This window comes from Streptomyces sp. cmx-18-6 (assembly GCF_046548915.1).
Taxonomy (GTDB): Bacteria; Actinomycetota; Actinomycetes; order Streptomycetales; family Streptomycetaceae; genus Streptomyces.
In genome coordinates, this window is the sequence record NZ_JAEBEP010000003.1 from 39,388 (window position 1) to 58,208 (window position 18,821).

The 18,821-nt window shown below is 73.0% G+C and carries 17 protein-coding genes; 8 read left to right on the top strand and 9 right to left on the bottom strand.

Features of this window, described 5'->3' with window-relative positions; all coding sequences use genetic code 11:
- Window positions 1-171 precede the first annotated feature (171 nt).
- Complete coding sequence (locus ACLJPL_RS08330) at window positions 172-612, bottom strand: subtilase-type protease inhibitor (RefSeq protein WP_411080080.1); 441 nt, start codon at window positions 610-612, stop codon at window positions 172-174.
- A 410-nt stretch (window positions 613-1,022) separates the two neighbouring features.
- Here ACLJPL_RS08330 and ACLJPL_RS08335 point away from each other — a divergent pair, with 410 nt between their 5' ends.
- The 4 genes from ACLJPL_RS08335 to ACLJPL_RS08350 all read left to right on the top strand — a co-directional run bounded on the left by ACLJPL_RS08335 (window position 1,023) and on the right by ACLJPL_RS08350 (window position 6,157).
- Complete coding sequence (locus ACLJPL_RS08335) at window positions 1,023-1,931, top strand: ABC transporter ATP-binding protein (protein WP_411080081.1); 909 nt, start codon at window positions 1,023-1,025, stop codon at window positions 1,929-1,931.
- A gap of 7 nt (window positions 1,932-1,938) precedes the next feature.
- On the top strand, window positions 1,939-2,913 hold the full coding sequence (locus ACLJPL_RS08340) for an ABC transporter substrate-binding protein (protein ID WP_411080082.1): 975 nt from the start codon (window positions 1,939-1,941) through the stop codon (window positions 2,911-2,913).
- A gap of 2 nt (window positions 2,914-2,915) precedes the next feature.
- On the top strand, window positions 2,916-5,066 hold the full coding sequence (locus tag ACLJPL_RS08345) for an iron ABC transporter permease (protein ID WP_411080083.1): 2,151 nt from the start codon (window positions 2,916-2,918) through the stop codon (window positions 5,064-5,066).
- A 161-nt stretch (window positions 5,067-5,227) separates the two neighbouring features.
- Window positions 5,228-6,157, top strand: coding sequence for a hypothetical protein (locus tag ACLJPL_RS08350; RefSeq protein WP_411080084.1), 930 nt, complete (start codon window positions 5,228-5,230; stop codon window positions 6,155-6,157).
- A gap of 65 nt (window positions 6,158-6,222) precedes the next feature.
- Here the strand turns inward: ACLJPL_RS08350 and thpR are convergent, their stop codons facing one another.
- Window positions 6,223-6,849 carry an RNA 2',3'-cyclic phosphodiesterase gene (thpR, locus tag ACLJPL_RS08355; protein WP_411080085.1) on the bottom strand — a complete coding sequence of 209 codons (627 nt, stop codon included), beginning with the start codon at window positions 6,847-6,849 and terminating at the stop codon, window positions 6,223-6,225.
- A gap of 919 nt (window positions 6,850-7,768) precedes the next feature.
- Between thpR and ACLJPL_RS08360 the strand changes: the two genes are divergently transcribed.
- Entirely contained in the window at window positions 7,769-8,782 is a 1,014-nt protein-coding gene (locus tag ACLJPL_RS08360) for a M64 family metallopeptidase (protein WP_411080086.1), read from the top strand.
- A gap of 68 nt (window positions 8,783-8,850) precedes the next feature.
- Here the strand turns inward: ACLJPL_RS08360 and ACLJPL_RS08365 are convergent, their stop codons facing one another.
- Window positions 8,851-10,227, bottom strand: a complete 1,377-nt coding sequence (locus ACLJPL_RS08365; RefSeq protein WP_411080525.1) for a helix-turn-helix domain-containing protein — start codon at window positions 10,225-10,227, stop codon at window positions 8,851-8,853.
- A gap of 258 nt (window positions 10,228-10,485) precedes the next feature.
- The gene (locus ACLJPL_RS08370; protein WP_411080087.1) at window positions 10,486-11,451 is read right to left on the bottom strand and encodes a pirin family protein; all 966 of its coding nucleotides are present in this window, start codon (window positions 11,449-11,451) and stop codon (window positions 10,486-10,488) included.
- A 165-nt stretch (window positions 11,452-11,616) separates the two neighbouring features.
- Between ACLJPL_RS08370 and ACLJPL_RS08375 the strand changes: the two genes are divergently transcribed.
- Window positions 11,617-11,982: a tetratricopeptide repeat protein gene (locus ACLJPL_RS08375; protein WP_411080088.1), complete on the top strand. Its 366-nt coding sequence runs from the start codon at window positions 11,617-11,619 to the stop codon at window positions 11,980-11,982.
- Between the two features lie 69 nt (window positions 11,983-12,051).
- Complete coding sequence (locus ACLJPL_RS08380) at window positions 12,052-12,711, top strand: hypothetical protein (RefSeq protein ID WP_411080089.1); 660 nt, start codon at window positions 12,052-12,054, stop codon at window positions 12,709-12,711.
- Window positions 12,712-12,787: 76 nt separating this feature from the next.
- Here ACLJPL_RS08380 and ACLJPL_RS08385 read toward each other — a convergent pair whose 3' ends face one another.
- Both ACLJPL_RS08385 and ACLJPL_RS08390 read right to left on the bottom strand, forming a co-directional pair.
- Window positions 12,788-13,555: a CbtA family protein gene (locus ACLJPL_RS08385; RefSeq protein ID WP_411080090.1), complete on the bottom strand. Its 768-nt coding sequence runs from the start codon at window positions 13,553-13,555 to the stop codon at window positions 12,788-12,790.
- 54 nt (window positions 13,556-13,609) lie between these two features.
- Window positions 13,610-13,825 (bottom strand): CbtB domain-containing protein, encoded by a 216-nt coding sequence (locus ACLJPL_RS08390; RefSeq protein WP_030565757.1) that lies wholly within the window; start codon window positions 13,823-13,825, stop codon window positions 13,610-13,612.
- Window positions 13,826-14,090: 265 nt separating this feature from the next.
- Here ACLJPL_RS08390 and ACLJPL_RS08395 point away from each other — a divergent pair, with 265 nt between their 5' ends.
- A complete protein-coding gene (locus ACLJPL_RS08395; RefSeq protein ID WP_411080091.1) occupies window positions 14,091-14,720 on the top strand; it encodes a histidine phosphatase family protein in 630 nt (209 codons plus the stop codon).
- Window positions 14,721-14,778: 58 nt separating this feature from the next.
- On the opposite strand, the gene ACLJPL_RS08400 is transcribed toward ACLJPL_RS08395, so the two are convergent.
- The 3 genes from ACLJPL_RS08400 to ACLJPL_RS08410 form a co-directional block, all read right to left on the bottom strand.
- Window positions 14,779-15,489 (bottom strand): 4'-phosphopantetheinyl transferase family protein, encoded by a 711-nt coding sequence (locus tag ACLJPL_RS08400; protein ID WP_411080092.1) that lies wholly within the window; start codon window positions 15,487-15,489, stop codon window positions 14,779-14,781.
- A complete protein-coding gene (locus ACLJPL_RS08405; RefSeq protein WP_411080093.1) occupies window positions 15,486-16,448 on the bottom strand; it encodes a metallophosphoesterase family protein in 963 nt (320 codons plus the stop codon). The genes ACLJPL_RS08400 and ACLJPL_RS08405 overlap by 4 nt, the downstream gene beginning before the upstream one ends.
- Window positions 16,449-16,601: 153 nt before the next feature.
- Window positions 16,602-18,803: a hypothetical protein gene (locus ACLJPL_RS08410; protein WP_411080526.1), complete on the bottom strand. Its 2,202-nt coding sequence runs from the start codon at window positions 18,801-18,803 to the stop codon at window positions 16,602-16,604.
- Window positions 18,804-18,821: the final 18 nt, after the last annotated feature.

The following is an 18,821-nucleotide window of genomic DNA, read 5'->3' on the forward strand; positions in this document are numbered from 1 at the left end:
GCGGGGTCCGCGCCACCGGCGTGGGCCGCTGCCAGCCGCGGCGGAACGGCTGGGCGACCACGGGACCGCCGGTCATCGGACGGGTTCGCGTGTGCGGGGCACGCGTGCGGCGGGAAGCCGCGTCGAGCGGTTCGGCCGGGTGGTGCGGCCGAGCGGTTCAGCAGGCCCGCGTCAGAAGGCGTAGACCGCGCTGTCGTTCATGCTGCCGGCCAGCTCGCAGGCATTGCCGTACGTGGTCGAGAACGCGACCCGCTTGCCCTGCCAGACACCGTGGGCGGTGATCACCACCGGGTTCCACTGCCGGGTGCACATACGGTCCGAGGACGGCTGCGCCAGCTGGGTGAACTGCCCTCCGACCGAGTCCAGTTCGCTACAGGCCGCCTCGGGCGCGGGGTGGGTGCCCCGTGCGGTCGGCGCACAGGTGAGCGTGACCGCCCGCTCGACCGTCGCGGTGAGCGGGTCCTCCCCCTGGGCGACGGTGAGGACGAGCGCGGACGGCGCGTACAGGCTCTCCGCCTTCGCCGGGGCCGCCTGGGCGGTCGTGGCGAGACCACCGAGGACCAGGGTGCTTGCGGCGATGGTCGAAAAGATTGCGTAACGGTTGTGTCGCATGAGTGAAAACTCCTCGCTCGAGTGCTGATTGCGCTCAGGAGTCTTACGCATGCGGAAAGTAGGCGCACATCGACAGCCCGCTTCCAGCCGTGGATGTTCATTCGAACCGACCGGATGGTCGTTCGGGCAGCTCACACGGCCCGCGAGAGCCGTCCAGCATATGGACGCCACTCGACGGTTCAACCCAAAACAACCGTCTGACCTGCAACGACTCCAAGGCGACCCGAAACATCGACAGGGCGCTTCGTCCGGAAAGCAGCGCCGACGAGGGGCCGCAGGGCCGATCGACGCACCCGACGACGCCCTGAACGCCCTCGGCGGCGACCCGCGCAGAGCGCCACCCAACCCGGAACATCTACGTCCGCATACCCGGTGACACGTGAAATTAAGGCTAGGCTAACCTCACCGTCGTGATCGCTCCTGCCCACGACCGAGAAGACAGCCCGCCGCGTCGGCACACCGTGCCCGGCCCCGGCGCCCCCGCCGGGGACGCCGACAGCGGCGTCGGCCTCGACGCACGCGCCATGACCATCGCGTACGACGGCGCCGACGTCGTCCACGCCGCCGACCTCCGGCTGCCGCGCGGTCGCGTCACCGCCCTGATCGGGCCGAACGGCAGCGGGAAGTCCACCCTGCTGCGAGCCGTCGCCCGGCTGCACACCGCCCGCGCCGGAACGGTGACCGTGCCGGCCCCGGACGGGGAACCGGTCGACGCCCTCGCGCTGTCGCGCACCGACTTCGCCCGCCGCATCACCCTCCTCGCCCAGAGCCGAACCGCTCCGGCGGGGCTCAGCGTGCGGGACGTGGTGGGGTTCGGCCGCCACCCCTACCGGCGGCGGCTGCGCGGGAGCGATCCGGACGGCGCGCGGATGGTCGAGCACGCGCTCGCCGTCACCAACCTCACCGACTTCGCCGACCGGGGCGTCGAGAGCCTCTCCGGCGGACAGTTGCAGCGCGTCTGGTTCGCCTGCTGCCTCGCCCAGGACACCGACGTCCTGCTCCTCGACGAGCCGACGACCTACCTCGACCTGCGCTACCAGGTGGAGATCCTCGACCTCGTACGGGATCTCGCCGACACCCACGGCGTGACCGTCGGGGTCGTGCTGCACGACCTGGACCAGGCCGCCGCCGTCGCGGACCAGGTCGTCCTGCTCTCCGCCGGGCGGATCGCCGCCGCCGGCACTCCCGCCGAGGTCTACGACTCCGCGCGGCTGAGCGACGCGTACGGCATCCGCATCGACGTCGAACCCGACTCCTCCACCGGCATCCCGCGCACCCGCGCGGTCGGCCGCCACCACCTCCGCCCCGAAAGGCCCTGAACCCACCATGAAGAACCAGCACCTCGCCTGGCCCGCCCTCGCCGCGGCCGCCGCGCTCGCCCTCACGGGCTGCGGCACCACCGAAGCGCCGAAGAAGGAGGCCGCCGGGGACTCGTCGGTGACGGTCACCGACTCGCGCGGCAAGAAGGTCACGCTGGACGGACCGGCCAAGCGGGTCGTCGGCACCGAGTGGAACGTCGTCGAAACCCTCGTCACGCTGGGCGTGCAGCCGGTCGGCGTGGCCGACATCAAGGGCTACACCGCCTACGACAAGGCCGCGCCGCTCACCGGGAAGGCGAAGGAGATAGGCACCCGGGGCGAGCCCAGCGTCGCCACCGTCGCGAGTCTCAAGCCGGACCTGATCGTGGCGACCACCGACCTGTCCGACTCCGCCATCGCGCAGCTGTCCAAGGCCGCCCCGGTCGTCGTGGTGCGGTCGGCGGACGCGAGCCGGCAGATCGACCAGATGATCGACACCGTCAACCTCATCGGCAAGGCCACCGGCACCGAGGACAAGGCGAAGGCCGAGGTCGCCTCGTTCCGCAAGGCGGTCGCCGAGGGCCGCGAGAAGCTCGCGGCAGCCGGTCTCGACGGGGAGAAGGTCGCCTTCGCGGACGGCTGGAAGGAAGGCAACCAGGTCTCGGTGCGCCCGTACGTCAAGGGCTCGCTGCTCTCCGACGTGAACACCGAGCTCGGTCTCGTCGACCCGTGGAAGCTGAAGGGCGACAAGGCGTACGGGCTGGCGGCGACGGACGTCGAGGGCCTCACGAAGATCGGCGACGCGCGGTTCACGTACATCGCCAACGACGCGGACGGCGGCGACCCGTTCGCGGACGGGCTCAAGGACAACGCGGTGTGGAAGTCGCTGCCGTTCGTGAAGGACAAGGAGGCCCACCGGCTGCCGGACGGCATCTGGATGTTCGGCGGCACGGCGTCGATGCGGGACTACATCGACGCGCTCGTCGGCGCGCTGACCGCCTGAGCATGAGCACCCGCACCACGACACCCGCCCCGCCCGCCACCGTGACCACGGTGGCGGGCGCGGCCGGACCGGCCCGGGAGCCGGCCTCGGCCGAGGCCGGCCGCCCGGCCCGCGGCGGCCGGATGTTCCTCCTCGCGCTCGCCGCGCTCCTCGCCCTGGCCGCCCTGGCGGTCGTCCACGTGGGTCAGGGCACCGCGTCCGTGGACCTGCACACCCTCTGGCAACTGGCCACGGGCGACGCCGCCGACCGGTCCGCCGACGAGCAGACGGCCGCCGTGGTCCTGGACTCCCGGCTGCCCCGGCTCGCCGCGGGACTGCTCGTCGGCTGCGCGCTCGGCGCGGCGGGCGCGGCCCTCCAGTCGGTGTCGCGCAACATGCTGGCCTCGCCGGACACCCTGGCCGTGAACGCGGGGGCGTACCTCGCGGTCGTCGCCGTCGCCGCGTTCGGGATCACGCTGCCGGCGCTTCCGGCCGGCGGCACGGCGTTCCTCGGCGGGCTGCTGGCGGCCGGGGTCGTCCTCGGCCTGTCGCGGGCGGGGGCCGGGCCCATCCGGCTGGTGCTGGCGGGCTCCGCGCTCACCCTCGCCCTGACCGGGCTGAGCGGGATGCTGCTGCTCCTGCGCTCCCAGCAGACGACCGGGCTGTTCGCCTGGGGCAACGGTTCGCTCGCGCAGATCGGCATGCAGAGCATCGACCGGCTCGCCCCGGTCGCGCTCCTGGCGCTGATCGGCCTGCTCCTGATGGGCCGCAAGCTCGACATCCTCGCGCTCGGCGACGACGGCGCGGCGGTGGTCGGCGTCAGCCCCCGGCTCACCCGGGCCGCGGCGGTGACGCTCGCCGTGCTGCTGGCGGCGGTCGCCGTGACGGTCGCGGGGCCGGTCGGTTTCGTCGGGCTGTGCGCACCGGCGGTGGTACGCCTGCTCAGCGGGTGGATCCCGGGTCTGGTGCGGCACCACGCGTTCATTCCGGCTTCGGCGCTCGCGGGCGTCCTCGTGGTGCTCGGCGCGGACGTGACGCTGCGCGCGGTGTTCGGCGCGCAGGCGGGCGCCGAGGTGCCCACCGGCATCGTCACGACCTGTTTCGGCGCGGCCGTGCTGATCTTCCTGGCCTACCGGTCGCGCGACATGGGTTCGGGCGGGGCGTCGACGGCGTTCGCCCGGCTGCGCGGTCGACGGGCGTTCGTCCTGACGCTGACGGCGGCCTCCGGGGGGCTGGTCGTCGCGGTGGTCGCTGCGACGCTCTTCGGTGACGCCACCCTGCTGCTCGGCGATGTGGGGAACTGGCTGACCGGGCGGGCGGGTTCGTTCGTGACGTACGTCCTCGACACCCGCGTTCCGAGGGTGGCCGGCGCCCTGATGGCGGGTGCGGCGCTGGCGGTCGCGGGCGCCGTCGTCCAGGCGGTGTCGCGCAATCCGCTCGCGGAGCCCGGTGTCCTCGGCGTGGTCAGCGGGGCGGGGGTCGGCGCGATCGCCGTCCTCACCGTCGTGCCGCTGGCGAGTTTCTGGCTGATCGGCGGCTCCGCGCTGGCCGGCGCCGCCGCGGCCGCCGCGCTGGTGTTCGGGCTGGCCGCACGCCATGGGCTGGAGCAGAACCGGCTGGTGCTGATCGGCATCGGCGTCTCGGCGGGCGCGGGCGCGTTCGTGAGCCTGCTGATCGTGCTCACCGACCCCCACAACGCGACGAAGGCGCTGGCCTGGCTCGGCGGGTCGACCTACGGGCGTACGTTCCCGGAGCTGATCCCGGTGCTGGCGGCGCTCGTCGTGGCCCTGCCGGTCCTGGCCCTGATGCGCCACGAACTCGACCTGATCGGGCTCGACGGCGATACGCCGCGCCTGCTCGGCATCCGGCTCGGCACCACCCGCCTGGGGCTGCTGAGCCTCGCCGTCCTCCTCACGGCGGGCGCGGTGGCGGCGGTCGGCGTGATCGGCTTCGTCGGGCTCGTCGCCCCGCATGCGGCGCGCGCCCTGGTCGGCCGGAGCCATGTGCGGGTCATCCCGGTGAGCGCGGTCCTCGGCGCTCTGCTGGTGGTCGTCTCGGACACGGTCGGCCGGACCGTCATCGCCCCCGCGCAGATCCCGGTCGGGCTCGTCACCGCCGTGATCGGCGCTCCGTACTTCCTCTGGCTGCTCTGGAGGTCCCGGGGCGAGGGGTGAGGGCGGCGGAGGGCGGCGGGGCGCGCTGACCGGGACGTACCGCGAAGGCCCGAGGGCGTGGGAAGTCCGGGCGGCCGGGGTGGGCGGCCCACGCCGACGTACCCGCCGGGCAGGGCGCTTTCCCGCTGTGGAAGACTCCAGCCGAACCGGGGGGTGGGCGTGTGAACAGCACGGAAACGCGGCGGCCGACGCCGCCCGGCGCGAAGAAGGCGGAACGACGCGGGAGTCTGTGGGGGACGCGGCCGGTCCTGGTCTCCATGGCGGTGGTGCTCCTGCTCGCCGTGTCGGCCGTGGAGATCGCGGGCTTCGCGGAGATGACCGAGGAGTCCCCGCGGCGTCCCCTCGGTCCCGGCGCGTCGGCGCTGATGCTGCCGTTCCTCTTCTGCTTCGGCCTGCCCGTGGCGCTGATCGGCTCCGTGCTCGCCGTCCTGCCGACGCTGACGGCCGCGCGGTGGGCGGGAATCCGGTTCGGGGGTCGTCACGCCTGGTGGTGGATCGTGCCGGCGGCCGCCTGCTGGGCGGCCGTCGCGGCCCTGTGGCCGGCGGTGGTCGACGGTGACGCGGTGACCTGGCTGTGGGTGTGGCCGGCCGCGACGGCCGTCCTGTCGGCGGTGTCGCTGCCGACGCGCTGGGCGCTCACCCGCCGCCGCCCGTACTGGTCCGTCATCGGCGCGGGAGGGCTCTCGGCCGTCGCCGTGTTCGTCGCGGGGTCGCTGGCGTACGGGACCGGGCTGGTCGACGCGTACGCTCCGCCCCGGGTCGACGCCTCGGCGCTGACCGGGACCTGGAGCGACGGCCGGGGCGGCACGGTGCGGCTGGCCCCGGACGGGCGGGTGAGCGCGGTCGGCACCAGGAGCGAGCACGCGGGGCGGTTGGACGAGGAGCCGTGCGAGGGCCCCGGCACCTGGAAGTTCGAACCGCATGACGACCCCTGGCGACAGCGCCTCGTCATCGACGTCGGTGACTGCTGGGGCTGGCACTGGACCCTGGGCGGCTCGGCCGATCGGCCGAAGCTGAACTACGAGTACGGGGACCCGGACTCGCCCGACTGGTACGTCCTCACCCGGCCCGGCGGGCAGGCGCACCGGTAGGGCCGCGGATCAGCGCTCGGTGAGCGGGCCGGTGCGTAGTTCGGCGGGCGGGTGCGTCTCGCTCCTCAGGCCCCGGGGCCGAGACGCCAGGCCGCCAGGTCCCGGTAGTGGATCGCTCCCGGCCCGCGGCCGATGTTGCTGCCGACCAGGTGGAGGCGTTCGGCCTCCCAGGCGCGGCCGGAGAACGCGACGAGCCCGGCCGCGGCCTCCGTCACCGCGAAGTGGTCGCCGCGGCGGGAGCGGGCCAGCGTCAGATGGGGCCGGAACGGCCGGTCGGCGAACGGGACACCGCACTCCGCGACGACGGCGCGCACGTCCCCGGCGAGCGAGTGCAGCCCTTCGAGATCCCCTTCGACGCCGCTCCACAGGACGCGCTCGTCGAAGTGCCCGCCGCCGCGCAACGCCAGCCGCAGGGGTCCGCGTCGCGCCGCGAGCCCCGCGAGCGGGGGCATCAGGGGCGGGACGGCCGTGACCGGGAGTTCACCGAGGAACGCCAGGGTGATGTGCCAGTCCTCGATCCGGTTCCACCGCAGGCGCGGATACGTGGCGTAGGCCGGGCGCAGCGCCCGTGCCAGCTCGTCCTTCGCGTCGTCGGGCGGGGCGAGCGCCAGGAAGACGCGGGTCGTCGGGGTCGGGGTCTGCGTCCGTCCGTTTGCGCGGGGCTCGGTGACGGGCTCGGGCCGTTCGTTCACCTGCCGTACCGTACGCGCCGCTCGTGCCCCTGCCGCCACTCGGGGCCCGGCTCGGATGCCGCCGCTCGCATCTCCCCGCCCGGATCGCCCGCCGGAACGGGCGGCCGGTCAGCCCGCGCACCAGGGCCCCGGAGGGGGGCCACGCGCTCGACGGGGACCGGAACAGCGAAATGCCGCGCCATGGGAAGACCCGGGAGCCGTCGCCGGGCCGTCCTCCCCGGGTCGGCGGTCCCCAGGTGAACTCCCGCGCAGACCGGTCCGGCAGGGCTCCGCCCCGTACGACTTCCGCGGTATTGCCGAAGTTTGCCGCCCGCCCGCGCGGACCGGCGTTACGCTGCCGCGATGCGCACGCACCCCTCCCCGTCGACACGCTGATCGCCGCGGCGCCGGCCGGCGTGGGGCTGCTGTCGGGGCCCGAGGCCGCGCGTCAGGGGCAGGAACCTCTTGATGCGACCGCGTACGCGCTGGTGATGGCGGCGTCTGGTTCTCCGCCGGCGCGGTGAACCACACCGACTCCCGTCCCTCCGTCGTGGGGCAGGCGATCGTCTACCCGGCGGTGGTGTGGCGGTTCGGCTCCATGGCGCGCCGCTCGGCCGCCGTGTGACTCCCGTACCTCGCGATTGGGGCCGGCACGGGAGGTCCAGGGCGGCCCTGCCCTCGCGGCCGCCCTATTGACGAACGGGACCCAGCGGCAAGGGGCCGTCCGGAGCCAGTCCCACGGGCTTCGGACGGCCCCTTCGTCGTCGCCCCATGGGGCGGGTCGGGCAGTCCGCGCTGTGGGGTGACGGGTTGACCAACCTCTCCCCCACCCCTACATTAACCGGCAACTTAGGTGTAGTTAATATCCAACTTACCTATCTCCCCGGGTGAGTTGGACCTGCGCGAACCGCCTTTCCCCACACCCCCCAAGGAGGCGCTCATGCGCCGAAGAAGGTTCCGACTCACCGCTGTGACCGTGCTGTTGTTCGCCCTGGCCGCCTCGCTTCCCATCGGGTCTGCGTCGGCCGGTGCGACGGACGCGACGGAGTGGCGGGAGGTCTTCTCGCCCGATGGCGGCATCACCCGCGTCCGCATCCCCGAACAGGCCGACAGGGCGCCCACGGCCAGAGAACTCCGGGCAGCCACGGCGGCCACGGTCACCCCCCTCCAGAACACCGGGCCGCCGGCCGAACGGTTCGACCTGGTCATCGTGGGTGACGGCTACACGGCGTCGCAGTCAGGTCTGCTGCGTCAGCACGCCGAGGCGAAATGGGCCGAGATCGCGACGACGGAACCGTGGAGCAAGTACCGCCGGTCGGTCAACGTCTGGCTGGTGAACGTGGTCTCCAACCAGTCCGGCGTCGACAACGACCCGACCCAGGGGGTGAATCGCGACACGGCCCTGGACATGGCGTTCTTCTGCGGCGGCCTGGAGCGGCTGCTGTGCCTCAACGAGGCCAAGGCGCAGTCCTATGCGCGTCAGGCCCCGGGCATGGACGCGATCGTCGCGGTCGGCAACACCACGAAGTACGGCGGAGCCGGCTACCCGAGCCTGGCCACCGTCGCGGGCGGCAACGCCCAGTCCGGGCGCATAGCCATCCACGAACTCGGCCACTCGGTGGGCGGACTGGCCGACGAGTACTACACCCCGGGCACCACCTACTCCGGCGGCGAGCCGAGCGAGCCCAACGTCACTCGGGACCCACGGGGCTCCAAGTGGGCCTCCTACCTGGGCCGGCCCACCCCGGACGGCGGATTCATCAGCGCGTACGAGGGCGCGCACCAGTACGCGTACGGCATCTACCGACCGTCGCAGGACTCCCTGATGCGCAACATCAACAAGCCCTTCAACCTCATCGGCCTCCACACCATGGACCGGGCCATCGGCTCGAAGATCAGGAGTACGGCCCTCCCGGGCACGGGGTCGCACACCCCCCGCTACGACGCCCCTTGACCCGTCCCGGCCGGCCGTGAGGCCCCGCCCGTCCGGATGCCCCTGGTGGCTCCGGACGGGCGTCGGCGCTAGAAGGGCTTGGCCGGGGCCGGTCCGAGCGTCGTGGTCCCGGGAACGGCCCGGTGCCCGAGGCCGACCCGGTAGGTGTCGAGCGCGGCTTCGACGGATCCCGTTCGCCGGAGCAGGTCTCCGAGCAGCCGGCAGATGTCGGCGAGGTCTCCGGCCGCACCGGCGTGTTCCAGCCGGCCCATCGCGGTCGTGTACCGCCTCTTGGCCTCGTCGTCGTCATGACGCCCTTCGGCGATCAGGCCGAGCAGCCGGTGGGCTCCGGCTTCGTGCACCGCGCTGTGGGCCGAACTCAGCCCGTCGAGCAACCCGTTGAGCAGCGTTTCGGCTTCGTCGTCCTTGCTCCGGCGGTGCAGTACGTCAGCGAGTTCGACTCCGACCTGGTGGGTGTAGAGGGAGGCCCTGCGCGCGAGGAGGATGTCGTATGCGGTGCGCAGCGCGGCCTCCGCCCGCTCCAGGTCGCCCTGTTGGGCCAGGACGTACCCCTGCATCCAGTGGCAGTGGGCCAGTTCGGTGCGTATCTGGAGCTGCTGGTACGCCTCGGCGGCCTTGACCAGCGAGGCGTCGGCCTCGGCCGCCCGGCCCTCCGCGAGGAGCGTACGGGCCACTCCGCGGTGCAGTCGGGCGACCAGGGCCGGGTCGGAGACCTCGGGAGCCAGGGCCAGGGCCAGTTCGGCGGCCTGGGCCGCCCGGGCGTGGGCGCCCAGGTCCATGTAGGGGGCGATCACCGCGGTGTAGAGGAGGACGAGCGCCTCGGGGTCGTGCAGACCGGATGCGTTCAGCTCGTCCAGGGTCTGCTCCAGCAGGTAGCAGGCGTAGCGCAGTTCCCCGGCGAGGAGGTGCGCCAGGGCCCGGCCGCGCACCGCGGGCACCCGCTGGGGCAGGGAAGCGCCCGCCCGGACGAGTACGGTCTCGGCACGCTCGAAGTCACCGCGCGCCCGCTCCAGTTCACCGATCTCCAGACCGCACTGGCCCAGCCCGACGAGAGCGGCGGCCAGTTCGGGAGCGAGCCCGTACGCGTCGGCGTCCCGCACCAGATCCGCGTACAGGGGGATCGCGGAAGCGGGGTCCTCGGTGGCCAGCACGCGCTGCGCGTCGGTGAGCCGCGCGCGCAGTTCGGTGGCGAGGTGAGCGGGGCGTCCGCTCACCAGCTCCTCATACGTGCGCCCCAGGCGCTCGGCGATGTGGCGCAGGGCCTTCTCCGAGGGCTGGGCCTTGCCCGCCTCGACGGTCGAGATGTACGCCGCGGTGTAGCTGGGCTCCGCGATGTGCCGCTGGGTGAGTCCGCGTTCCGTACGCAGCCGGTGGACGCGGCGGCCGATCCCCTCCCCGGCGCCCCCGTCACCGCCGTGAGCACCGGCCGCCGCCCCGGGCGTCACCGCCGCCTCGCCGCCGCCCGCCCCCTCGGCCCTTGAGCCCGTCCGGCGCCCCGGCTCCGCCCGACGTGCGACGCGCTTCTCCGCCACTCAGCACTCCCTGCTCCAGCCGCCTCGTACCCCTGGCGTCCTGAGCGCTCCGGACGACCGTGGGGGGCGGTCGATCGTATCCGCAATTCCGGACGGAAGGTCCCGCGCACGGATCGCCGGCCCCGGGCCAAGCACGTACAACGGGACGCGCCCGAGGGACATCACCCCAGGTCAGCGCACCCTCCCCCGGGGCTTCAGGGCCACCGGCGGCAGCGCGGGGGCGGGGAGCCGGTCGCCGTCGTAACCCTTGACCTCGCCGAACCTCGAACCGGACGTCCAGTCCGTGCGGGCCTGCTCGATCTCCTCGTGCGAGCGGCCGATGAAGTTCCAGAACATGACGATCTCCTCCTCGAACGGCTCCCCGCCCAGAAGCATCAGGCCCGCGTCCGAGAGGGCGCGCAGCGGCAACTCCGCACGGCCGCAGCCGAGGTAGAGCATCGAGCCGGGCAGTACGGGTACGCCGTCGACCTCGGCCTCTCCCGACATCGACAGGACCGCGTACTCGAAGTCCGGGTCGAGCGGCAGCCGGGCCTCGGCCCCCTCGGTCAGGGTGAGGTCGGCGCCGACGATCGGGGTGTAGGCGGTTCCGGGCGACGCCGCTCCGTCCAGCTCGCCCAGGATGACCGTGGCGTGCACGCCGGGGGCGGTCACGGTGGGGAGGTCCGTGTGGTGCTGGAAGTGCGGCTCCACATCGCGGTGGGCGTCGGGGAGGGCCACCCAGAGCTGCGCGCCGTGCAGGAATCTGGCGTGCGGCTTCGGGCTCTCCTCGGAGTGGCTGATGGCCCGGCCCGAGGTCATGAGGCCCAACTCGCGGGGGCGCACCGTCTGCAGACTGCCCAGGCTGTCGCGGTGCAGGACCTCCCCGTCGTGGAGCCAGCTGACGGTCTGGAGACCCATGTGCGGGTGCGGCGGGACCTGCATACCGGGCTCGTCCGCGATGTCGTCCGGCCCGTAGTGGTCGACGAAGGCCCACGCGCCCACCATCCGGCGGCCGAGGTTGGGCAGCAGGCGGCGCACCTCGGTGGACGCGCCGAGCGGGACGCGGCGGGGGGTGAGGAGTTCACGGACCGGCTCGGCGACGACGAAGCCGCGCCCTCCGCAGACGGAGGGGGTGGCCTGGCGATCGAGATTGCTCATGGCGCTCAACCTATTCCCGTACGGACGCGGGGCACCGGGTCCGACGCCGACTTGTTAGTGGAATGTTCAACCATTATGCGGTGTTGGCATGGCTGAACGCACGACGGGACAGGGCTCCGGCGGCCCGCGCCGGAGGGCGGCCCCGCGCGATGACGAGGAGGACACGTGAACGAGACCTACTACGAGTTCGGCACGGCCGCCGACCGGTGGGACCGGGCCCGGATGTTCTTCGAGGCCAAGGAGTACGTCACGGCCGCCCGGATCCTCGGCGGCCTCGTCGAAGAGGCCCCGGAGCAGGTCGCGCCGCGGCTGCTGCTGGCCCGCTCCTACTACCACTCCGCCCGGCTCGCCCGGGCGGAGGAGGAGCTGCGGGCCGTCCTGGAGCTCGACCCGGTCGAGAGTTACGCGCGCCTCATGCTGGGCCGGACCCTGGAGCGCCGGGGACGGCGGGCCGAGGCGGCCACCCAGCTGCGGATGGCCGCCGCGCTCACCGGGGACTTCGGGCCCGGGCCCGCAACACCGGCCGGGTGAGGTCCGCGCCTCCTTTACCCACGGGTACGGGCATCCGATAATGAGCTTTCCGGGTGAAAGGGCGGGGAAATGCGCAGGTCCAAGGAAGCGGAATTACGCCGGGTGCGGCTGGCGGCGCTGATCACATCGGCGGCGATGGCCGTGTCCGGCTGCTTCGGCGGGAAGGACGACGACGGGGGCGCGGAGAAGTCCACCGGCCGTGCGCCGGGGGTGCACGGCTGGACCAGCAGCCCCTGCGACCTGCTCGCGGGCGCGTCGCTTGCGGACGGGTTCACCATCGGCTCCACCGCCGACCGCGCCGATCCGGAACCCAGGGAGGACGTCGGCGAGAAGGGAGTCCGCCCTCGCTACCGGCAGACGCGTTGCCTCGTCGACCTCCGGGACGGCGACGGGGCGTACTGGAAGCTCAGCACCTCCGCCGCCGTCTACGAGAGCGCCGAGCAGGCCCGCCGCGCGTATCGCGTCAGCCGGAACCTCGACCAGGTGCATGGCCGCGAGCCGCGGCGGGTGCACGAGACCGCGTACTGGATACCGGTCGACGGCCGGGGCCGCCCCGGCCGCACGCTCCAGCTGTGGAACGGCGATCTCCGGCTCGCGGTGTCCGCGTACGGACCGTACCGGAGCAGCGAGCACGAGGTGCGCGAGGACCTCGGCAGGATCGTCGAGAACGCGGCGCGCCTGATGGAGGACGGTCTGCGCTCCCACGACGCCTCCTCACCCTCGACGTGACTGCCGAAAAGGCCGCCGACATGCCAGAACCCGCCGGCTGCGCCCCGGCGGGTTCTGGTCGTCAAGAGGTCTGCGGTCAGCTCACCGGCGTTGCCGCGCGGGGTGATGCGGCGCTGTTGGCGGGGGCCAGGAGCCGCTCGGTGAGGTAGCCGAAGATCAGGCCGAAGCCGGTCCAGAACGTGGCCTGGACGGCGAGCGTGGAAAGCCGGAACTTCCACAGCAGGGTGGCCGGGAAGTCCTTGCCGACCTCGTCGAACGAGGGCAGGAAGGCGTAGGCGAGGCCGATCAGCACGACGAAGCCGGCGGCCGCCGCGATGGTCGCGTTCCAGTTGCCCAGGCTCGGTGCCAGCCGCTTGCCGATGATCACGGCGGCGACGGCCAGCAGGATGCTGAGGGCGACCATCAGGAAGAACAGGGTGGTGCGCTTCCCGATGGTGTCGGGGTCGCCGACCGCCGGCGGGTTCGCCGGGTACTTCAGGAACGGCACCACGTAGACGGTGAGCAGCGCCGCTCCCGCGATCAGCGCGGCCGTGGCCCGCGGGCCGAAGCGGCCGACGCGGCCCAGCGCGTAGGCGAAGACGAGGGCGGCGATCCCGCCCACCGCGACGCCGAAGACCAGCAGCGCGGTGGCCAGTCCGCCGGTGGCCTGCATGGTGCGGCTGACGAGTTCCTCTTCTTCCTCGCCGCCGCCGTGGGCGGCGTGGCTGTGCGCCTCTTCGAGCGCGATGGCGGCGTCCACCTGGGACTCGCCGAGGAAGTACGCGACGGCGAGGGCCAGCGCACCCGCGATCACGCCCGCGATCATGCCGCGCACGAGCAGAGCTCTGACAGATATGGAGTTCACGAGACTTTCCCTGTTTCCCTTGTTTCCCTGACGTGCCCGGATACCGCGGATGGCTCAGTGGCAGGGGAAACCGAGCAGGTGACGGCCGTCGTGGACCCACTCGTGGACGCCTTCGCCCGAGATGAGCGCGGTGGCGCCCTGTTCGGCGCCGACGAAGTACAGCAGCACGAGCGCCAGGATGCCGACGAAGACCGCCCAGGGAGCGAGGGCCTTCGCCGAGATCGGGGTGATCGCGGGGGCTCCTGTTGCGGGAGCGGCAGACTGCGCCATGGCAGAACCTCCTGTGGGAACACGCGTCCCTGTCGTGGTGCATCGGACGAAGGTGCCGGGTCTGACTTCCCGCAGAGGTACGGGTTCACAGTGGCGCGACCGTGCCGGACTTGCACCGGACTTCCGTCGCACCCTCGTCATGGTCGACGTGACCATACCGCCTGTACGCAGGCGCCGCCATGGTGCAATCTGCTGAGCTTCGGGCCTCGAATCGCCCGTCGTTCAAGGGCGTTGAGGCCCTCAGGGAACGAGTTGGGGCAGGAACATGACAGTACGGGTGATGTTGGTCTCACCGGCGATGAACGCGGCGCTCCGCGAGGCCCGCTTCGACGGCGACGCCCCGCTGGACCCCGCCGGGGAGCGGGCGGCGCGGGCGGCGGCCGATGCGGCGCCGAAGGCGGACCGGATGCTGAGCGGTCCCTCCGAGCGGTGCCTCGCCACCGCCGCCGCGCTCGGTCTCGCCGCGGACCGCGAACCGGCGCTCGCCGGCTGGGACCTCGGGCGCTGGAGCGGCCGCCGTCTCGACGAGGTGGGCGCGGCCGAACCCGACGCGGTGGCCGCCTGGATCGGCGACCCCCGAGCCGCCCCGCACGGGGGCGAGTCGCTGCGGGACCTGCTGGAGCGGGTCGGCGGCCGGCTGGACGCGATCGGGATCGGCGGTGTGGGCGGGCTGGGCGGTCAGGCAGACGTCGGCGGCGCGGCGGGCGGGAGCGTCGTGGCCGTGGTCGAGCCGGCCGTCGTCCGGGCGGCGGTCGTGCACGGGCTGAAGCTGCCGGTGGAGGCGTTCTGGCGACTGGACGTCGCCCCGCTCTCGCTCACCGAGCTCAGCGGACGGTCGGGGCGGTGGAACGTCCGGCTGGGACGGCCTCTCGCCGCCGCCCCCTACGGCCTCTGAACGTCACCGGCCCCTCGCCGCCCCGCAGAGTCTCCGAGCGTCACGGGACCTCTCGACGTCACCGGCCCGCACCGCCCTCGGCGGCCCCGCCCGCCTCCCGCCAGTCGGGCCGCAGCAGCACCGACGTGGCGACGATGCCGTCCTCGACCCGCCAGTGCCCCTCCAGCGTCGGCGGCAGCGCCGGATCGGTGCGCAACAGCCGTGCGGTGAAGGTCCCTTCGGCGGCCCGGTCGTCCTCGCGGTGGACGGTGAGGTCCGCCTCCTCGAAGTCGAGCTCGGTCAGGGTGAGCGGGTACCAGGTCTTGAAGACGCTCTCCTTGGCGCTGAACAGCAGCCGGTCCCAGTGGATTTCGCCCGCCCCGCCGGGAACCGGCGCGGGGAACCTCGCACGTTCCGAGGGAAGGGTCACCAACTCCCCCACCCCCGAGGGCAATGGGGCGTTCGGCTCGGCGTCGATCCCCAGCGACAGCACGTCCGCCGCCCGCGCCAGCGCCGCCGCCCGGTAGCCGTCGCAGTGCGTGAGACTGCCGACGATCCCCTCGGGCCACAGCGGCATCCCGCGCTTGCCGTGGAGTACGGGGACGGGGGGCAGGCCGAGTCGGGCCAGGGCGCGCCGGGCGCAGGCCCGTGCCGTCGTGAAGTCGTCCCTGCGCTTGGCCACGCTGTTGGCGACGAGCGCCTCCTCCTCGGGGAACAGCGTTCCGTCCGGCACGCTCTGCTCGCGCGTGGCCGCGCAGGAGACGTACGCGGGCAGCAGCCGCTCGATCACAGGGAACCTCCGGAAGCGGCGGTGCCGGTACGGTCCGTGGGCGCGGGCTCCGGCTCGTACGGCAGGATCTGGCGCAACAGGCCGCGCGGGTGGCCGCGTTCGCGCCACTCCCTCGGGTAGCCGATGGATACCTCCTCGAAGCGCACCCCGTCGTACCAGGTCGTACGGGGGATGTGGAGGTGCCCGTAGACGACGGCCGCGACGTTGAAGCGGCGGTGCCAGTCGGCGGTCAGTTCGGTGCCGCACCACTGGGCGAACTCCGGGTACCACAGCACCGCCGTGGGTTCCCGTACCAGCGGCCAGTGCCCGGCGAGGACGAGCGGGATCCCGGGGTCGTGACCGGCGAGCCGGCGCTCGGTCGCAGCGACCCGGGCCCGGCACCAGTCGTCACGGGTCGGGTAGGGGTCGGGGTGGAGCAGGTACTCGTCGTTGCAGACGATGCCCGACTCGTGCGCGAAGGCCAGCGACTCCTCCTTCGTGTGCGTTCCGGGGGCGCGGAAGGTGTAGTCGTACAGGAGGAACAGCGGCGCGATCGCCACCGGTCCGTCCGGCCCCTGCCACAGCGGGAACGGGTCCTCGGGCGTGCTCACGCCGAGCTCGCGGCACAGCTCGACGAGGTGCTCGTAACGGGCCTGTCCGCGCAGCCGTACCGGGTCCTTGTCCAGGGTCCACAGCTCGTGGTTGCCGGGGGTCCAGATCACATGGGCGAAGCGTTCCGCGAGGAGTTGGAGGGCCCAGCGGATGTCGTCGGGGCGCTCGGCCACGTCGCCCGCGACGATCAGCCAGTCCGCGTCGGAGTCCGGGCGGAGGGACTCCACGATGGGCCGGTTGTCGGCGACCGCCACATGCAGATCGCTCACGGCCAGCAGGCGTCCGGTCCCCCGCGGTGCGGAGGCGTCGCCGGGTGACGAAACGGCTGAGGGGCCGCCGGGCGGTGTGGGTTCGCTCGGAGCGGTCATGGGCGCTGATTCCCCGATCTGTCGGCCGTCGTACGGCTCCGTCCGCGGGGCGCGGAGCCACTGGTTACGTAGCCTCTCACGCCTGCCCGGTCAGATGTCCGGAGCTCCGGCCGGGGACGCGCGGCCGCAACACAGCCGTCAACTGACAGGATTTCACGTGCCGTTGCGCGCACGGTGGGTGTTCAGCTCCTCCACTGCCCCAAGGGCGTCACCGACGGTCGTGTAGTCGACGGCGATGAAGTTGACCGGGCTGCCGCGCTCCTCCTCGCAGGCCCGGGCTCGCTCCAGCACCCAGTCCCGGCCGTTGATCCGGCCCGCGTCCAGGCGGCGTCCGCCCGCGTTGGTGATGAAGTGGTTGAGCAGGAAGAGGCGCTTGCCGACGCCGCCCCGGTTCGGGACGCAGGTCATCTCGTCGGGGCTGCGGAAGGCGAAGGGGGTCTCCATGCCGTAGCGGTAGAAGTTGCGGTACCAGGGGGCGGGCCCGTCCGCCTGCTCGGCGAACACCACCAGCCGCCGGTCGCTGTCGATCATCTCCCCCAGCGTGGGCCAGGGTTCCTGGGGATCGTCGGGCGGGGTGTGGAGCAGCTCGTCGAGTCCGGCCCGGTGGAACGCCTCCTCGGTCTCCTCGGCTCCGATGTCGTCCTGGAGGATCAGCGTCACGATCTCGGTGGGGTTGGCGCGCAGCCAGTCACCGAGCTTCTCGAGGGTCGGGACGAGTTCGATCGCCCCGGCCCGGCAGACGCTGTGGCACAGCCACAGGCCCTCGCGCGGCGGGTTGGCCTTGTCGATGGCGGCGGAGATGATCCGGCGCTGTTCGGGGGTGAACTCGGGGTCGTCGAGCCGGGCGGCGATGTCCCGTGTGCTCTCCCAGTGGTAGGTGTCGAGCTGGAGGGCCCGGACGCCGGTGCCGAGCTGGGTCGTGATGTCGGGGTCCTGGAGGGGCCCGATGAACCGGTCGGCGGTGGTGGACATGGCGTTGTGGGCGGTGAGGTGGGCGACCTCGTCGTACCGCAGCTCGCACAGTTCGCTGCTGCCCTGGCAGCGCCGGGGCGCGGACGGGCCGAGCACGGGCGGCACGAGCAGCGCGCCGGCCAGCGCGGCGCAGGTCACCCCGGCGGCCGTTCCCCGTACGACGGTCGGCGTCGGCAGGGTGCTCGGGCGCACCAGGAAGGCCCACCCGGCGGCGGTGAGGAGCGCTCCGCCGACGAGGGCCGTGAGCGCGGCGCTCAGCCCGGTGGCCACCGCCTGCTCCACGGCGTTGCGCTGGAGGTCCTCGACGAGGGCGGTGACGCTCGGGGGCCAGGAGGGCTGGGTGGTGAGGAAGCGGCCACCGGTGACCAGCCGGGCCAGCAGGACCGCTGCCGCGGTGAGGACTCCCCCGCAGGCGAGCGCCTGCCCGAGGAGCATCAGTCGTCGTGTGGGCCCGGTGGGGCCGGTGGCCCAGAGCACGGCGAGGGAGAGCAGGGCCAGGGCGGTGGCGAGGATCTGGAGCTGGGTCAGGCGCTGAACGTGTTCGCGCGCCCGCTCCAGGACTTCGAGGTCGTTGCCGGCGACGGCCAGGGGCGCGGTGAGGTCCCATGAGCGGCCCTCCAGCGCGTCGCTCAGATCGGCCGCCGCGGTCTGCGAACCGTCGGAGAGCGCGGCGGCGGCGGTGGTCGCCAGCGCCGTCGACACGTCGCCCTTCCGCAGGGCCGCCTCCAGCTCCGGGCCCAGATCCGCCCGTTGCCGCTCGGGGATCAGCGTCAGCAGGGCGTCGGCCGCCCGGGCCGCCTGGTCCTCGGTGAGCGGCAGGACGGGCAGGGTGGGCGCGCGGCCTTCCTTGAGGGCTTCGAACGCCGTGGCGAGCTCGTCGGCGAAGCGGTCGAAGTCCGGTTCCTCCTGGTTCTGGAGATTGGCGACCAGGTCTCCGAAGTACACGCGCGCAAGGTCGGCGAGGTTCCGCAGCACCGGTTCGAGGTCCACGGCCAGCCGCAGTTCGTCGCTGTCGCCCCGCAGGTAGTCGGTGAGCGCGTGTATCTGCTGGTCGGTGAGGGCCCGGACCGTCGAGGGCGGCAGCACGACCTTGATGTTGGAGGTGACCAGCGCCTCGGGAACGGGCAGGTGGGCGAGGAGGTCGCGGGTCACGGGTGCGATCGCCGGGTCGACCAGCACATCGCTGTAGAGGCGGTCGTACGCCGACTCCTCGTGCAGGACGGCCTGGTAGTAGTCCGGCGACAGGACGGTGGCGCGGACCGTCGCGGTCAGCGCGACCGTCATCACCGACAGCGCGGCCAGCACGAACGCCACGACCCGCACCGTACGCCCGTACCGGCGCGGGACGAGGGGGCCGTGCTCGGGCCGGAACGGGGTCTCCATCGGTGCGGCGCTCACCCA

What these genes read in the sequence shown, in the direction of transcription:
- ACLJPL_RS08330 (WP_411080080.1), bottom strand. Translation starts at nt 612, where the DNA reads ATGCGACACAACCGTTACGCAATCTTTTCGACCATCGCCGCAAGCACC.
- ACLJPL_RS08340 (WP_411080082.1), top strand. Translation starts at nt 1,939, where the DNA reads ATGAAGAACCAGCACCTCGCCTGGCCCGCCCTCGCCGCGGCCGCCGCG.
- ACLJPL_RS08345 (WP_411080083.1), top strand. Translation starts at nt 2,916, where the DNA reads ATGAGCACCCGCACCACGACACCCGCCCCGCCCGCCACCGTGACCACG.
- ACLJPL_RS08360 (WP_411080086.1), top strand. Translation starts at nt 7,769, where the DNA reads ATGCGCCGAAGAAGGTTCCGACTCACCGCTGTGACCGTGCTGTTGTTC.
- ACLJPL_RS08370 (WP_411080087.1), bottom strand. Translation starts at nt 11,451, where the DNA reads ATGAGCAATCTCGATCGCCAGGCCACCCCCTCCGTCTGCGGAGGGCGC.
- ACLJPL_RS08380 (WP_411080089.1), top strand. Translation starts at nt 12,052, where the DNA reads ATGCGCAGGTCCAAGGAAGCGGAATTACGCCGGGTGCGGCTGGCGGCG.
- ACLJPL_RS08390 (WP_030565757.1), bottom strand. Translation starts at nt 13,825, where the DNA reads ATGGCGCAGTCTGCCGCTCCCGCAACAGGAGCCCCCGCGATCACCCCG.
- ACLJPL_RS08395 (WP_411080091.1), top strand. Translation starts at nt 14,091, where the DNA reads ATGACAGTACGGGTGATGTTGGTCTCACCGGCGATGAACGCGGCGCTC.
- ACLJPL_RS08405 (WP_411080093.1), bottom strand. Translation starts at nt 16,448, where the DNA reads ATGACCGCTCCGAGCGAACCCACACCGCCCGGCGGCCCCTCAGCCGTT.
- ACLJPL_RS08410 (WP_411080526.1), bottom strand. Translation starts at nt 18,803, where the DNA reads ATGGAGACCCCGTTCCGGCCCGAGCACGGCCCCCTCGTCCCGCGCCGG.